16 protein-coding genes and 2 tRNA genes are annotated in these 11,972 nt (G+C 53.2%); 13 read left to right on the top strand and 5 right to left on the bottom strand.

Annotation, left to right across the window (positions count from 1 at the left end):
- The first annotated feature begins 191 nt into the window (after positions 1 to 191).
- The 13 genes from J4864_RS03600 to J4864_RS03540 all read left to right on the top strand — a co-directional run bounded on the left by J4864_RS03600 (position 192) and on the right by J4864_RS03540 (position 7,386).
- The gene (locus J4864_RS03600) at positions 192 to 992 is read left to right on the top strand and encodes a MotA/TolQ/ExbB proton channel family protein (protein WP_211813636.1); all 801 of its coding nucleotides are present in this window, start codon (positions 192 to 194) and stop codon (positions 990 to 992) included.
- Positions 993 to 1,043: 51 nt separating this feature from the next.
- Entirely contained in the window at positions 1,044 to 1,559 is a 516-nt protein-coding gene (locus tag J4864_RS03595) for a hypothetical protein (RefSeq protein ID WP_007368846.1), read from the top strand.
- Positions 1,556 to 2,098 carry an ExbD/TolR family protein gene (locus J4864_RS03590; RefSeq protein WP_007368845.1) on the top strand — a complete coding sequence of 181 codons (543 nt, stop codon included), beginning with the start codon at positions 1,556 to 1,558 and terminating at the stop codon, positions 2,096 to 2,098. Before J4864_RS03595 ends, J4864_RS03590 begins: the two co-directional genes overlap by 4 nt.
- Positions 2,095 to 2,571: an ExbD/TolR family protein gene (locus tag J4864_RS03585; RefSeq protein WP_211813635.1), complete on the top strand. Its 477-nt coding sequence runs from the start codon at positions 2,095 to 2,097 to the stop codon at positions 2,569 to 2,571. Before J4864_RS03590 ends, J4864_RS03585 begins: the two co-directional genes overlap by 4 nt.
- Before the next feature lie 141 nt (positions 2,572 to 2,712).
- Positions 2,713 to 3,219 carry an Lrp/AsnC family transcriptional regulator gene (locus tag J4864_RS03580; protein WP_211813632.1) on the top strand — a complete coding sequence of 169 codons (507 nt, stop codon included), beginning with the start codon at positions 2,713 to 2,715 and terminating at the stop codon, positions 3,217 to 3,219.
- Between the two features lie 81 nt (positions 3,220 to 3,300).
- Positions 3,301 to 3,453: a hypothetical protein gene (locus tag J4864_RS03575; protein ID WP_156792454.1), complete on the top strand. Its 153-nt coding sequence runs from the start codon at positions 3,301 to 3,303 to the stop codon at positions 3,451 to 3,453.
- Positions 3,454 to 3,718: 265 nt separating this feature from the next.
- Positions 3,719 to 4,213: an outer membrane beta-barrel protein gene (locus tag J4864_RS03570; protein ID WP_169309947.1), complete on the top strand. Its 495-nt coding sequence runs from the start codon at positions 3,719 to 3,721 to the stop codon at positions 4,211 to 4,213.
- Positions 4,214 to 4,328: 115 nt separating this feature from the next.
- A complete protein-coding gene (gene recR, locus J4864_RS03565) occupies positions 4,329 to 4,937 on the top strand; it encodes a recombination mediator RecR (RefSeq protein ID WP_211813631.1) in 609 nt (202 codons plus the stop codon).
- An 8-nt stretch (positions 4,938 to 4,945) separates the two neighbouring features.
- Complete coding sequence (locus J4864_RS03560; RefSeq protein ID WP_007368839.1) at positions 4,946 to 5,404, top strand: hypothetical protein; 459 nt, start codon at positions 4,946 to 4,948, stop codon at positions 5,402 to 5,404.
- The gene (locus J4864_RS03555) at positions 5,401 to 6,606 is read left to right on the top strand and encodes a glycosyltransferase family 2 protein (protein WP_211813624.1); all 1,206 of its coding nucleotides are present in this window, start codon (positions 5,401 to 5,403) and stop codon (positions 6,604 to 6,606) included. The genes J4864_RS03560 and J4864_RS03555 overlap by 4 nt, the downstream gene beginning before the upstream one ends.
- A gap of 1 nt (position 6,607) precedes the next feature.
- Positions 6,608 to 7,126 (top strand): GNAT family N-acetyltransferase, encoded by a 519-nt coding sequence (locus tag J4864_RS03550; RefSeq protein ID WP_211813621.1) that lies wholly within the window; start codon positions 6,608 to 6,610, stop codon positions 7,124 to 7,126.
- A gap of 89 nt (positions 7,127 to 7,215) precedes the next feature.
- Positions 7,216 to 7,289: transfer RNA gene (locus J4864_RS03545), tRNA-Asp, on the top strand.
- A gap of 23 nt (positions 7,290 to 7,312) precedes the next feature.
- Positions 7,313 to 7,386 (top strand) — tRNA-Asp (locus tag J4864_RS03540).
- Positions 7,387 to 7,732: 346 nt separating this feature from the next.
- On the opposite strand, the gene J4864_RS03535 is transcribed toward J4864_RS03540, so the two are convergent.
- The 5 genes from J4864_RS03535 to J4864_RS03515 all read right to left on the bottom strand — a co-directional run bounded on the left by J4864_RS03535 (position 7,733) and on the right by J4864_RS03515 (position 11,237).
- Positions 7,733 to 9,250 carry a glycoside hydrolase family 10-like protein gene (locus J4864_RS03535; RefSeq protein ID WP_211813611.1) on the bottom strand — a complete coding sequence of 506 codons (1,518 nt, stop codon included), beginning with the start codon at positions 9,248 to 9,250 and terminating at the stop codon, positions 7,733 to 7,735.
- Between the two features lie 156 nt (positions 9,251 to 9,406).
- Positions 9,407 to 9,841, bottom strand: coding sequence for a hypothetical protein (locus J4864_RS03530; RefSeq protein ID WP_211813608.1), 435 nt, complete (start codon positions 9,839 to 9,841; stop codon positions 9,407 to 9,409).
- Between the two features lie 25 nt (positions 9,842 to 9,866).
- Entirely contained in the window at positions 9,867 to 10,259 is a 393-nt protein-coding gene (locus J4864_RS03525) for a hypothetical protein (RefSeq protein WP_211813607.1), read from the bottom strand.
- A 72-nt stretch (positions 10,260 to 10,331) separates the two neighbouring features.
- A complete protein-coding gene (locus J4864_RS03520; protein WP_211813605.1) occupies positions 10,332 to 10,880 on the bottom strand; it encodes an RNA polymerase sigma factor in 549 nt (182 codons plus the stop codon).
- Between the two features lie 45 nt (positions 10,881 to 10,925).
- Positions 10,926 to 11,237, bottom strand: coding sequence for a T9SS type A sorting domain-containing protein (locus J4864_RS03515; RefSeq protein ID WP_211813600.1), 312 nt, complete (start codon positions 11,235 to 11,237; stop codon positions 10,926 to 10,928).
- Between the last annotated feature and the right edge of the window lie 735 nt (positions 11,238 to 11,972).

Here is an 11,972-nt window from a genome sequence, read left to right as displayed (position 1 = left end):
TCGTAGGATAAGCCGTTCGGGCTTTAAAATCTTTTAAAGCACAAAGGCTTGGCTGTTATTACATTTTTGTATACCTTTGCGCAGATTATCAGGAGGCTGGCTCTGCCCGGAGAGCGGGCAGTCGTCTCTTCCATCACTGAACAGGCGCTGATGCCTGCATAAATCAAGGAGACCGTAACAGGTTCAGAATTATGAGGAAATTAATCGGATTGTCCGCCATCATAACCATGCTCGTTTTCTTTTGTCCGGCAGCCGTTTCAGCGCAGGCCGCTGCCGATACGCTGTCGGATGCGGCGCTGAACGCTACGGGTGTCGCCGATACGGCTGCCGTGCAGAAGCCTTCGGCAAAGGATGCCGGCTTCCACCAGTCGTTGAAAAGGAAATTCATCGAGGGCAATGCGGGCTTCATGTCGCTTGTCGCACTGGCGCTGGTGCTGGGTCTGGCGTTCTGTATAGAGCGCATCATCTATCTGAGCCTGTCGGAGATCGATGCCAAACGGTTCGTGGGCAGACTGGAGGATATGATAGCGGCCGGCGACATCGAACAGGCCAAAAGGCTGAGCCGTGACACGCGCGGTCCGGTGGCATCCATCTGTTATCAGGGGCTGTTGCGCATCGACGATTCCATCGAGAACATCGAGCGGAGCGTCACCTCCTACGGCAGCGTGCAGAGCGCCAACCTCGAGAAGGGCTGCTCGTGGATCACGCTCTTCATCGCCATGGCGCCTTCGCTCGGTTTCCTCGGGACGGTCATCGGCATGGTGATGGCGTTCGACCAGATACAGGAGGCCGGCGACATCAGCCCTACGATCGTGGCTGCCGGCATGAAGGTGGCACTGATAACGACCATCTTCGGCATCATCGTGGCTCTTGTGCTGCAGGTGTTCTACAACTATATTCTCTCGAAGATCGAGCACATCACGGCGCAGATGGAGGAGTCGGCCATCTCGCTGCTGGATGCGATCATGAAGTATAAGTTGTCGGCGAGTTGACAAGTAGACAAGTTGGCGGACGGATTGGTTTTTATGAATTGACAGCGTGAGATGAAAAAGAGAAAAGGATGGGCAAAAATGGATGAGGAACGCATATCACAGCGGATCCTCTATGTGACGGTGGCCCTTTCGGCCGTTGTCTTTCTGGCGTTCTATCTCGTCGGGTTCGACGTGCCCTATGCGGCCGACCCGTCTTTCAAGGCTCCGCTGCTGACCGATGTCCTGCTCGGTTTTACAGGACTTCTGTTTGGACTTGCGCTGCTCGTTTCCATTGTCGCCGTCGTGCGTGGAGTGCGGAGGGCGAACCGCCGTGAGGGGATGACGAACGGCATTCCCGCACGGAAGATCGCCTGCATCACGTACGGCGCAACCCTGTTGATCCTGGTTCTGACCTTTGTGTTCGGATCCGCGCAGTCGATGAATGTCAACGGACAGCGCTTCTCGGACACTTTCTGGCTCCGTCTGTCGGACATGTTCGTCAACAGTTCCCTGCTTCTGCTTGTCCTGGCTGCAGGTGCTGTGGTATTCGGCGCTACACGTTATTACAGAAAGGAGCGCAGGAAATGATGTTCCGAAGAAGGGAGAAACGGAAAGTCCCCGGACTGAACACGACCTCGACAGCCGACATCTCGTTCATGCTGCTGATACTCTTCCTTGTCGCCTCCTCCATGGATCTCGACAAAGGACTGGCCCGCCGGCTTCCGGCCATCGACAAGACGAAGAAGACCGCCTTGGCGGTGGACAGCAGAAAGGTCATCCGGCTTGTCATCGGTGCAGACGACAAGGTGACGCTCGACGGCAGGAGCGTCACGATGAGAGCGATACGGCAGCAGACGACGACGTTCGTCAAGACGAACGGGAAAGGGCACCTCATCCAGCTGCAGACCGACCGCAAGGCATCGTACGACACTTATCTCCATGTGCAGGACCAGCTGGCGGCGGCCTACAATGCCGTCCGCGACCAGCGGTCGTCCAGCCTGTTCGGCAAGCCCTTTGAGCAGTGCAGCCGGGAACAGCAGACCCGGATTGCCGACGAGGTGCCCGTCCGCATATCCGAAGTATATGCCGCCGCCGCAGGGAAGACCGGGAAAGGGGGTGGGCGATGAGGCTTTATCGGAACAGAAACCACGATATTCCCGCATTGAACACGGCCTCCCTGCCCGACCTGATCTTCTCGATCCTCTTTTTTTTCATGCTGGTGGTACACATGAGGAAGGCGACGGTACATGTGAAGTATCAGGTGCCGACGGCGACGGAGCTGTCAAGGCTGTACAACAGGTCGAGCGTGCAGTACATCTACATCGGCCGTCCAGTCAACAGGCTCGGGCAGGTGGACGGAAAGGAGACAGTCGTCCAGCTCAACGACCACCTCACTTCGATACCCGAAATAAGGAACTATCTGATCCGCCTCTCTGCGGCTCTCCCCCCTGAACAGCGGCGGCAGCTCAGTGTGAGCATCAAGGCCGACCGCCATGTCGACATGGGAACCATCATGGACCTGAAGCAGGCACTGCGGGAGGCGAATGTCCTGAATCTCAACTTCACGGCGGTCATGGACAGGAAGGTGCAGACGGAGTGAGGTGGACTTTCCATGTGCCGGAAGACCAAAAAGTAAGCAAAATAATCGGAATGGGTTGTAATTTGTTGTAAAAAAGCGGATTGCCTTTTGCTGATTAAAAGAATTTTAGTACCTTTGTAGACGATATTACAATTGTATAGAATGGCACATAGAAGTTTAGATCATCTTGACAAGAAGATTCTGCGCCTTATTGCCGAGGATGCCCGTATCCCGTTCCTTGAGGTGGCACGTGCGTGCAACGTCAGCGGCGCAGCAATTCATCAGCGTATTCAGAAACTTACAAACCTTGGAGTCCTGAAAGGCTCGCAGTTTATCATTGACCCAGAGCGCATCGGTTATGAGACCTGTGCATTTATCGGCTTAAATCTTAAGAACCCGGAGAAATTCGATGATGTGGTAGAGGCTTTGCGGCAGATACCGGAAGTTGTCGAATGTCATTACACGACAGGCGAGTACGACCTCTTCCTGAAGATGTATGCTTACAACAACCATCATCTGATGGCGATTATCCACGACAAGCTGATGCCGCTCGGACTGTCGCGCAGTGAGAGTTCCATCTCTTACAATGCCGTCATCGACCGTGCCTTGCCTATTGACGGCATGAAGGTGGCAGACTCCGTCCTGGAAGAAGACGAGGAGGAGGAGTAGCGCGTTCCGTTGCCGTCCGCATGGCGGTACGTCGGAAGAGGAGAGCACATGGAACGTGTGCCTTCCGGAATACATGAAATCATGGACGTACGCATTGTGCGTCCATTTTCTGTTGACAGGCCTTCTTCTTTCTCATGGCTGCGAAAGGATGTCGGGCGGGAGCGGTTGCGGCGGTCGTCGCCGAGGGCGTGCGGGCTTGTCATTGAGTGCCGTTCCATGGGCGGTCTGCCGTGAAGGACATGCCGTGCTGCCGAAAGCTGACGTGACCTGCCGGAGGGCATGGGGGCTTTCCTTTGCCGGAACCGATGGGGAGTGCCCTGTCCAATGGAGATGATGTACAGGGTTTCATGCCTGCGCCCGCTGATTTCTTAATAAATTACAAAGACCGTCCTTTTGCTTTCTCAATCCAAATTTTATCTTTACCTTTGTCTGAAAATGTTGACATGCCCCCGTGGTGCAGTCTGTCAATCCTTAGTATTCATTTATTTCAGATAATATTATGTTCAGAAGATGTATGCTGCTGGTTGCAGCAATGGTGGTAAGCCTCTGTGCTTCTGCACAGTTCCAGGAGGGGAAAGGCTATTTAGGCGCTTCCCTTACAGGTCTTGACCTGCACTATAACGGTCAGGACGGATTCAATGTCGGTATAGAAGGCAAGGCCGGTTACTTCCCCTGGGACAACATCATGGTGCTTGCCTCTTTCGATGCCGTACACGATGGTTCCAAGACTGTTGCGGATCATATCACCGTGGGCGTCGGCGGCCGTTACTATATCACGCAGAACGGGCTTTACCTCGGTGCAGGCGTGAAACTTCTCCATGCCAACCACAGCTACAACGACCTGATGCCGGGTGCGGAGGTCGGTTATGCTTTCTTCATCAACCGTTCGGTGACGATCGAACCGGCACTCTACTATGACCAGTCGTTCAAGAAGTCGGACTATTCGACGGTGGGTTTGAAAGTAGGACTGGGAATCTATCTTTTCGATGACTGACAAGCGGGAAGACGGCGACAGAGAATAGAAGGGGGGGCGTACAGGCAGGGGTTTCCCGGCCGCTCCCCATCTTTTCTTCTCCTGTCTCCGGTCTCTTTTCCGCAAGATTATATCCATGCAGCAATATCCTTCCCAACTTCTGGAACGGGCTGTCGAGGCTTTCTCCTGTTTGCCGGGGGTAGGGCGGAAGACGGCCCTGCGTCTTGTACTGCATCTGCTCCGCCAGTCGGATGATGAGGTGGATGGCTTTGCCGATGCCATCTCGCACGTGAAGCACGATGTGAAATACTGTAAGGTGTGCCATAACATTTCCGACTCCGATCTGTGTTCTATCTGTGCCGATCCGCGGAGGGACGCTTCGCTGGTCTGCGTGGTAGAGAACGTGCAGGATGTGATGGCGATAGAGAACACGCAGCAGTTTCACGGACTTTATCATGTGCTGGGGGGAGTCATCTCGCCCATGGACGGCATCGGGCCGCACGACCTCGAGATCGAATCGCTTGTGAAGCGTGTGGAGGAAGGCGGTGTGAGGGAGATCATCCTTGCCCTGTCCAGTACGATGGAAGGCGATACCACCAACTTCTATATCTCGAGAAAGCTGAAGGGGAAGGACGTGAAGCTGTCGGTTATCGCCCGGGGCATATCCGTCGGCGACGAACTTGAATATACGGACGAGGTGACGCTGGGCAGAAGCATTCTGAACCGCACACCTTTTGAAACTTAATCACGACAATGGAAAGAACAAGGAAAATACTTCTTTCGGAATTGGCCGGTTCCTGCCTGCTGGCACTGCTGCTGGTGGCGGTGTACGAGTCGGAACTTCTCCTGCCCGGCGGCTGGGCGGATGCCGGCGGCGGGACGGTGGTCGTCCTGCAGTTCCTGATGCAGTTCCTGACGCTTGTCACGATTCCGCTGGCACTCTTCCTGTTCAGAATCAGTTCCGTGAAGGATGCTTTGTCGGGCGATGAACGCCATGGATTCCGGCACCTGCTCTTCTGGGGGAGCGTCCGGCTGATGATGCTTTGTGTACCGATGGTGCTCAACCTGTTCTTTTATTATGCCTTCGGAGACATTACAGGGTTTTTCTATCTTGCCGTCATCCTTGCATTGAGCCTGTTCTTTGTCTACCCAGGGAAGAAACGCTGTCAGCATGAGTGCCGTTTGGATCAACCGGTGGAAGGGAACGAATGAAGCTGAGTGTAGTCATCGTAAATTACAACGTCAAGTACTATCTTGCGCAGTGCCTGCACAGTCTCTACAAGGCACTGGAGGGGATTGAGGCTGAGGTGTTCGTCGTAGACAACCATTCCCGTGATGGTTCCGTGCCTTATCTCCGCAGCCGTTTTCCCGGTGTCCATTTCATCGCCAGCTCGCATAATCTGGGCTTCTCGAGAGGCAACAACATTGCCCTTCGTCAGTGTACGGGTGAATATGTGTTGCTGCTGAATCCTGATACGGTCGTAGGAGAGGAGGTGATACGGTCGTCCGTCGCCTTCATGGACGGTCATCCTTCGGCCGGAGCGCACGGCGTGCAGATGCTCGACGACCGGGGACGCAGGGCGTTGGAGAGCCGTCGCGGCCTGCCGTCGCCTCTGGTCGCCTTCTACAAGATGATGGGGCTCTGCCGGCGGTTTCCCCACCATGAGGTTTTCGCACACTATTATATGGGCGGTCTCTCGTGGGATGTGCCGGGACGGATAGAGGTGGTCAGCGGGGCTTATTGCTTTCTGCGGAGGTCTGCCTTGGAGCAGGTGGGACTGCTGGATGAGGACTTCTTCATGTATGGTGAGGATATTGACCTGAGCTACAGACTGCTGAAAGCCGGTTATGAGAACTGGTATCTCCCGGTGCAGATTCTGCATTACAAGGGGGAAAGCACCCAGAAGTCCAGCTTCCGGTACGTACACGTCTTCTACGATGCCATGCTTGTTTTTTTCCGTAAGCATTACGGTGGAATGAATGTCCTGTGGCGGTTGCCCGTCAGGGCGGCCATTTACGTGACAGCATTCGGCTCGCTGGCAAAGGCGACCCTCGATGTTGTCCGCCGGAAGATGGGATTCCGGAACAGCGCCGCAGCTGCTTATCCATATTATATATTCGTGGGAGGAGAGCAGATGGTACGGTGCTGCAGGCAGCTTGCGACCGACAACGCACTGTCGGGCGAGTACCGTCAGGCGGGCAGGGAAGTCCTGACAACCCTCCACGCTGGTCTGGCTGAGGCGCAGCAGGGGCAGGACAGGCCGGTGTGCATCGTATATGATGCCGGACTGTTCAGCTGTCAGGACGTCTTGCAGGCCTTTTCCCGGCATCCGTCTGACAATGTCCACATCGGATTCTATCATGTACGTGAAAACTGCATCATAACCATGAACGAAGTAATAGGAGGAACGTGAAATGGAAAGAAAACAGGAAGCAGGTGTCATCCTGCGGGCCATGGAGCCTGAAGACCTTGATATGCTGTATCATATCGAGAACGACCGCAGTCTGTGGAACGTAGCCTCGACGAATGTCCCTTACAGCCGCTATGCGCTGCATAACTACATTGCGGATGCAAAGAACGACATCTATATGGATGGTCAGATACGTATGATGATTGAGAACCTGGCGCACGAGGTAGTGGGGGTAATCGACCTTGTCGACTTCGACCCCAAGCATCAGCGGGCTGAACTGGGCATCATCATCATGAAACGTTTCCGCCGGCGAGGGTATGCGCAGGCTGCCATAAGCAGTCTGATAGAATATGCCCGCAAAGTGCTGCATCTAAGACAGATTTATGCTGTGGTAAGCGTCAGCAATGAAGTTTCACAACGCTGTCTCGCTTCATTGGGCTTCATAGGGGACAGTGTATTGAAGGAATGGATCTATTGTGGCGGGCACTATCAGGATGCGCGAGTGATGCAATTTTTTATTTAAAAAGCGTATCTAATTTTTGGCGGTATAGAAATTTATTGTTACCTTTGCACTCGCAAAACGGAAAAGGGGTGCAGTTCACCCGATTATCTGGTGTGTTAGTTCAGTTGGTTAGAATGCCTGCCTGTCACGCAGGAGGTCACGAGTTCGAATCTCGTACACACCGCCGAACCTTTATCCGTAATGCAGGGTGTGTTAGTTCAGTTGGTTAGAATGCCTGCCTGTCACGCAGGAGGTCACGAGTTCGAATCTCGTACACACCGCTTGAGCCTTGGTATATGCCAAGGCTTTTTTTATGGTGTTTTGTGAAGACTGCTTGTGGTGAAGAAGAAGGAGGGGTCCGTAGAAGGGACCCGTAGAAGGACTATCAGCGGTCTTGTGGAATAGGTGTCGGCGGTCTTGTGGAATAGGTGTCCTCTACTGGTTTTCAATACGGACATCTCTGCAAATGTGTTCAGACGGTTTGCAGGAAAAGCCGTCATTGACTTGTTGGCAATATGCGTATTCCGGCAGGGGTGACGCTCTGTTTTCCTATAACAGACGGCCGAGGAATGAGCCGTCAACTGCTATAACGGCCGGTCGGGAATTGAGCAATAAAAAAGGTGAAGCCTACAGCTTCACCTTTTTCTTCTTTCCGGCACTCTCATTGCTCATTCGGTCGAGTGCGGTAACCACATATGTGTATTTGTCCTTTCCCTCCTTGTAGTTGAGCCGGAGCCTGTTGTCATACGGCATACCGACAATCCTGGACGGATCGTCCGTGTTGATCGGCTCACCGGGCAGGAAGCGGTAGACGACATAGCGGTGGGCTTCGTCTTTCCAGTCTTTCCCTTTCGGTGCTTTCCATGTAAGGTAATATCCGTCATGCTCCCGCTTCGCCTTCACCTTCTTCGGTTTCCCCGGCGCATCATCGTCGATGAAAGGCATCAGCGGCTGCAGGGCCGGATAGCGCCAGTAGTCTGTTCGCAGAAGTGTGCCGTAGTTGCCGGGGTTGTCTACTGCTGCTTTCGCATACCACAGGACGGTGCCCTGTACATTCGCTGACTGCCGGTGCAGCCGGTGCTTGGCAGGGAGCTGATGGGAAGCGGGATTCTGCGGGTCGGCATATTTGACAGTGCGAAGGACATCCTCCCCGATGAACAGCGGCCGGTTGCCTGCATGGCGGTTCCACCAGTCGATAAGTTCCCGGTAATCGGCGGCACGATTGCCGATTTCCCAATAGATCTGTGGTACGCAATAGTCTATCCAGCCGTTGTTCACCCATTTGAGCACATCGGCATAAAGGTCGTCATAATTCTGAAGGCCGTTTGTCCGGCTGCCGTTCCTCGGATCACTCTTCTGGTTGCGGTAGATGCCGAACGGCGACACACCGAACTTCACCCACGGCTTCCGCCGGTGTATCGATTCGCCCAGCTGCTTGATGAAAAGGTCTACATTGTCACGCCGCCAGTCCTTCACATTGGTAAATCCACGCCGGTCACGCAGATAGTCGGACTGGTCCGGGAGGGATTGTCCTGCCGCCGGGTAGGGATAGAAGTAGTCATCGATGTGAAGTCCGTCGATGTCATACCGGCTGACAAGGTCGTCCACCACCTTGCAGATGTAATCGCGGTTCTCCGGCAAGGCAGGGTTGAGGATATAAAGTCCGTCGTAGGAGAAGATGCGCTCGGGATGGGTGACCGCAATGTGGTTTGAAGCCAGCTGGCTGGTCGTCTTCGTCTTGGCACGATAGGGATTGATCCAGGCATGGAGCTCCATGCCTCGTTTGTGGCACTCGTCAATCATCCATTGTAACGGATCCCAGTAAGGAGAAGGCGGCATGCCCTGCCGTCCTGTAAGGAACTTGCTCCATGGCTCGTATTTGCTCGGATAGAGTGCGTCACACTCTGCACGAACCTGGAAGATAATGGCATTCACACCGTCTTTCTGCAGTTCGTCCAGCTGGTACCGCAGTGTACGTTGCATTTCCTGTGTGCCGATGCCTTGGAACTGTCCGTTCACGCATTGAATCCATGCACCGCGAAATTCCCGTTTCTTAGGCAGGCTTTTGCCGTAGACAGTATTGCCCGCACTGATGAAGAGTACGGTGGCGATCAATAATCTCAAGAGAGAATGAATGGTTCTCATTTGTTCTGTAGTTTTTTTTAGAGAAAGCCGGAGAAGGGGAAGTGGTAGAAAGGTACGCCGTCATTCTGTTCGGTCCCGCATCCTGTCTGGGGTATCTATCTTCTGCTTCCTTCTTCTTTTTATCTTCCTGTTTTCTACTTTACACCTTTTCCCCTTTTACTTTTTTGCTCTGCCTTCCTCCGCCATCCTGCGGAATGTCTGCCGGTGGAATTTCCGTTCGGCCTCCAGCACCTCCAGCAGCTTCCTGCCGGGGATGACTTTCAGCATTTCCTGATGGTAACGCTGTTCCACCTGTCTGAGCTGTATTTCAAGTCCGTCGGCCTTTTTAATCATTTCCCGGGCTTCTCTGTCGGATGCCGGCTTCGCCTTGTGAAGGCTTCGCAGGCGGTCGAAGACCGGTCGCTGCTTTGCCATCATTTCGTCATAGATGGGAAAGAGGCGTGCCGCCTCCTGCCTGTTCAGTCTCACTTCCGCCTTGATGAACCGGTGCAGTTCCGCCTTGAATCTGTCAGGGTCAAACCTCCTCTGTGCGGTCATCTGGACAAAGGAGAGAAGGGCGCAGACTGCCAGGACAATTCTTCTGTATTTCATATTCCTTATTATGTGACACCGTTTGCTAATCATCCGCCATGTAGGCATACATGTCGTCTTCGTCCATCATGATATAATCAGCAGCTGCGTCGAAGCCGTCCCCGGACGCATCCGTCCCGCTGACGGAAGTCGCCGTCCTGATGTCCGGCTCCGGCCTATTGTGTCCTTTCGGTGTGGAGAACATCGAATAGGAAAGGAAGCCTACCAGCACCACCCCGGCAGTCATTGCCGCTACCGCCCATGGGCGCAGCCGCCGGATGCGTATCCGACGAGGGGCCGGGACGTTCTCCTTCCCTCTCAGTTCTTCTGTCGCCAGTTGTCCCATGATGCGAGAAGGAAGCCCGTCGAAGTAATCCTCCGGGACGGTGAAAGGTCGTCTGTTCCCATCATCCGTTTGTAGCCGCTGTTCTGAATCCATAGAAGTTTATGTTCTTAGATATAAGTTAGACTTGGGGAAAACGGAATCGTTTAATCCGCATGGGCCATAAGATTACCCATGTCGTTTCACGTAGTCTGTAATTTTCTGTACGGCTATATGGTAGGAAGCTTTCAACGCCCCTTCGCTCGTTCCCAGCACTTCGCTTATCTCCGAATATTTCATCTCGTCATAATACCTCAGTGTGAAGACCGTGCGCTGTACATCCGGCAGGCCGGCAATCGCTTCCTGCAGCAGGGCCTGGCTTCTGTCGCCGTCGAAATACGTATCGGCAAGGAGGCGGTTGGCGACGGACAGGTCGGCATCTGCACTCGCAAGTACCGCCGTCCTTTCATGACGCAGGAAATCGAGCGACTCGTTGACGGCTATCCTGTACAGCCACGTGGACAGTCTGGATTTCCCCTCGAAGGACGGCAGGCTCTTCCATGCCTTGAGAAACGTGTTCTGCAATACATCATCGGCATCGTCATGTGTCAGGACAATGCTGCGGATCTTCCAGTACAGCGACCGGCTGTACTGACTGACGATTATGGGAAAGGCTTTCTTCCGTCCTCCGGGACTCGCCAGCAGGCGGGTCATTTCAGTCTCATCGGGAGGAGACACGGTCTTTCAGAAACGAGTTCATATTGCCGGGCGTATCGTTACACCTCAACGGATAGCCACCTTGCGGACCACTTTGCCCACTTTGACGATGTAGCATCCTCTGGGCAGACTGAGCGTATAACGCCTGTCGTTTCCGTCAACCTTCACGCTCATTACACGCACCCCGGTCACATTGTAGATAGAGAGCAGTTCGTCCTCTGCGCCCACCACGTGCAGCACATTGCCCGTGACAGACACCGTGACCGTCTGGAAATCCTGGTCGATGGTCTCCGTCTCCATACGGGGCTGTACGGCGGCAGTCGCTCCTGACGAAAACAGCAATGTGAACAGGAGAGGAGTAAATATCTTTTTTATCATAGACGTACGCTTTTTGATTATCCAACTACAAAGATAACAACTTTCGGAGTACGTACACTTACTTTATTGCCTCGACGGCAGGTTTTTAATATAAATTAAGATATGAGGGACTGCGGTCTCAAAGGAGATTTCATGGCGGAGGGACATCTGTTTCCGCCTCCTTCCGAGGGGAGCGCAAGACGGAGAGGCTGTTTTTCGGTTCTTCCGTTAAATACATAGATCGGAAATAGAATGAAGGTTTATGCACCTGCAGGGTATGACCATCCAAAATCAGATGGTTCTACAAAGGAGGATAAACTACAAGATAAGACGCAGAAAAGGTAAATCGATTCTGTGTCTGTCCATCAGCATGTCTTTCCGTATTCTACAAACAACTTGTTCCCATTTCATCGGTGTTTGTAAACCATTTTCATGCAACCCAAGCTGACACATGCTCTTTTAGCTTCTAAAAGATGCCTGATTGACTTGCAATGGATGCCCTTTTGAAGTCTAACTAACGCCCTTTTGAAGTCCAATCAGGCACCTTTTAAGAACGCATTAATAACCAGCTGATTGACTGCTGGTTACAAACTTGCTTTTTGCACGTGTTTTTATATTTTCAGCTGATGTGTTTGCGATTGGTGTAATGACTTTTCAATATCTCATCTGTATTTTCAACGTATTAAAGAAGGAAAGGCTTTTGTATCGGAGGATGATAACAGGATAGACAGGTTGACCGTCTTGGCAATGTTTTTT

The organism is Prevotella multiformis, assembly GCF_018127985.1.
Taxonomy (GTDB): Bacteria; Bacteroidota; Bacteroidia; order Bacteroidales; family Bacteroidaceae; genus Prevotella; species Prevotella multiformis.
The sequence above is the reverse complement of the archived record's forward strand: the minus strand, read 5'-3'. Positions and strand labels throughout refer to the sequence as shown.